The organism is Deinococcus sp. Marseille-Q6407, from assembly GCF_946848805.1.
Classification (GTDB): domain Bacteria; phylum Deinococcota; class Deinococci; order Deinococcales; family Deinococcaceae; genus Deinococcus.
Window position 1 is genome coordinate 1 of record NZ_CAMPFU010000014.1, and the last position, 2,875, is coordinate 2,875.

General features: G+C 68.8%; 3 protein-coding genes. All 3 read left to right on the forward strand.

Going from position 1 to position 2,875, the window contains the following annotated elements; translation table 11 throughout:
• Positions 1–203: 203 nt before the first annotated feature.
• Positions 204–1,094 carry a hypothetical protein gene (locus OCI36_RS13250; RefSeq protein WP_261665544.1) on the forward strand — a complete coding sequence of 297 codons (891 nt, stop codon included), beginning with the start codon at positions 204–206 and terminating at the stop codon, positions 1,092–1,094.
• 170 nt (positions 1,095–1,264) lie between these two features.
• Positions 1,265–1,588 (forward strand): hypothetical protein, encoded by a 324-nt coding sequence (locus tag OCI36_RS13255; protein WP_261665545.1) that lies wholly within the window; start codon positions 1,265–1,267, stop codon positions 1,586–1,588.
• Positions 1,589–2,116: 528 nt separating this feature from the next.
• Positions 2,117–2,803 carry a hypothetical protein gene (locus OCI36_RS13260; RefSeq protein WP_261665546.1) on the forward strand — a complete coding sequence of 229 codons (687 nt, stop codon included), beginning with the start codon at positions 2,117–2,119 and terminating at the stop codon, positions 2,801–2,803.
• Positions 2,804–2,875 lie beyond the last annotated feature (72 nt).

Sequence of the window (2,875 nt, forward strand, 5' to 3'; positions counted from 1 at the left end):
CCTGCCCGCGCTGCTGGCCTATGCGATGGCCCGCGCGACCCTGCTGGAAAAATAGCGGCCTAGACGCGAAAAAGGCGCCCCCGGCGCCTGCTAGCGGGGGGGATTGCAGGTACGGTATTACTAGGATATATTTACCGTACTCTCCCCGATGCATAGCCGCGCAGGGGGGATGTTTTTTTGCTAGCCTGCCATGAGGCGCGGCTATGCCTGAGAAATCCAGACCCCACCACGGCGCCCCCTGCGGGACGTATGCAGACGCTTTCAGCGGCCTAGACGCGCTGGAAGCGTGGCGGTCTGCCTACCCTGCCCGCGCTGCGCTGCGCCTGGTGCCTGATGCCGTGACTGACACCGCCCGCCGCCGCGCGGCCGGCGCTGCCCGCCTGAAAGAGCGCGCGCGGCAAATACGGCGCGCCGCGGGCGCGGCCCCCCTGGCGCATCTGGTGATGCCGATGCCGGGCAACCTGTATGACCCCGCCGCCTGCCAGAACGCCCGCGCGGCCGCGCTGCGCCTGCTGAACGGCGCGCCGGCCCTGGTCGTACTGGAAACTGCGCCCAGCACCGGCCTACACGCGCACATCATCACCCCGGCCGCGGGATGGGCGGGCATCTGGTGGCGACCTGTAGAGCGCGGCGCCGGCAACCTGCACCGCCTGCTGGCCTATGTCAGTAAGCCGGCAGACGCCCTAGCCTGCCGGTCTGAGCATCACCGCTGCCCGGCCGATGCTGAGGGGGCCGCCCGGCGTTATCTGGCCGCCCGGCGCGCCCTGTGGGCTGCTGAGGGCCGCCGCCGCCTACCGCGCCGGGTATTTACTCTCAACCTGCGCCGCGCGGCCCCTAGAAGCGCCCTGGTGAGCCTGCGCTACCGCCTGGAAGCTGCCCGCGCCGCCCTGGAAGCGGCCCGCGCTGCCTGCGCCGCCCTGGAAGCTGCCCGCCGCGCCGCCTGCGCCGCCGCCCTGGAAGCTGCCCGCGCTGCCCGTCCTGCGGCCCTGCGGCCCCTGCGCCCGGCCCGCCCGGCCCGTGCTGTCCGGCCCCGGCCTGCGCTGCGCTGCGCCCTGCTGGCGCCCCGTGAAACTCGGCCCCCACCGCCGATATAGCCCGCGCCCGCTGGAAAGAGCTTCCCAGCGGGCGCGGGCTGAACCGGGGCCGCACAAGGCCCCAGAAAAACAAAAGACTTAAAAACCGAAGCTAAGTATACGCGCCCCACACACCTGCGGACTGAGGGCCGCTTGAAAGGAAAAAAAAGAGAGAACCACGCCCCCCCCTAATGACCTACGTGTTACCGCCTGCCCTGCCCGCCCGGCCCCAATGCCGCGCCGGGCCGGGCGCGTTTACCCCTGTGGCCGGCGCCCTGGAAGCGGCCCGCCTCAAAAAACAAAAACCCGTCCCACACAATAAAAAAGCGGTGCGAATGCGCCGCGCGGCCCTGCGCCGCCCCCTACCGGCCCGCGCCGCCCGGCCTACCCTGCCCGGCCCCGCCGATCACCTGCGCCGCCTGCCCGGCAACCCTGCCCGGCCCCGCTGCGCCTGCCCGGCCCCGCTGCGCCTGCGCCGATCACCTGCCCGCCTACCCTGCCCGCCGATGCCCTAGCAGATGGAAAAGCGGCCCGCCGCGCCGCTGCTGGCCGCCCTGCGCCGATCACCTGCCCGGCCCAAAGTGGCCCCGCGCGGCCCCAATTGGCCCCGGCTGTCATCCGGGCCGCCCTGCTGCCTGCCCTGCTGCTGAAAGGGTGACAAGTTGTAACGATAGGGTCTTAGAGTGACGGCTCCGGCTGTAACAAAATGCCAAAACTGACCCTAAAGTGACGCAAAAACGGCCCAAAACTGTCACCCTAAATTGTCACCCTGGCGTATAGCCCAAAGTGACACGCCTGCGCCCCTAACTGTCACGCCCGGCCGCTTCCAGCTCAGCGAGGAGCGCGCCCGGGTCAGGGGGCGCCGCTTTCAGCTCAGCGAGAAGCGCGGCCGGGTCAGGCGCGGCCGCTTCCAGCTCAGCGAGAAGCGCCAAAAGAGCGGGCAAAAAGTCATCATTCATGGGTACCCCCTGCGCCCCCTGCGGGCCGCTAAAAAGAGCGTAGCAGACGGGAAAAAAGCGGCCGGATATGAGAAAATAGACGGCATGACCCCCCCGAAAAATACTGACCCCCTAACCGCTGCCCGGCGCCTGCTGGAAGATCAGCGCCGCCGCGCCGATCAACTGCGGGGCGCGGCTGAAACAGCGCAAAAAAGCGCCGATGCGCTGCGCCTGGAAGCGGCCGCGCCCGCCGATGAGGTCGTAGAGGGTCAATACCGGGCAGACGCGGCCCGGCGCGCCCTGGAAGCGGCTGAGGCTGAGGCGCAGGCGCAGGCGGCGCAGGTGCAAGAGCTGGAAAGCGAGCGGGTGCGGGCAGAGCAAAAAGCGGCGCTGCGGGGGCAGATAGACCGGATAACCCAGCACCGGGAGCAGGTGGATAACCTGCTAGAAGAACTTTCAGAAAAGGCGGCCCAGACGCTAAAAAACATCAATACAGAGCGGGCGCAGTGGGCTGAAGAACTGCGGGCCGCCGAGGAAATAGCGCGGCAACTGTACGGCCTGCCTGCGGCGTATGAGATGGGCTTTGACGTAAGGCGCGCGTGGGGGGATGCCTTTGCAGACATGGGCGCAGGTGCAGAAGATGCGCTCAGCATCCACCCGGCGCAGGAAGGCAGCGCAGGTGTGCGGCGGCCCTATGCCGGCCCCTTTACGGCTGAGGAAAGGCGGCGCGCCGATCACCTGCCCGCGCTGCTGGCCTATGCGATGGCCCGCGCGACCCTGCTGGAAAAATAGCGGCCTAGACGCGAAAAAGGCGCCCCCGGCGCCTGCTAGCGGGGGGGATTGCAGGTACGGTATTACTAGGAT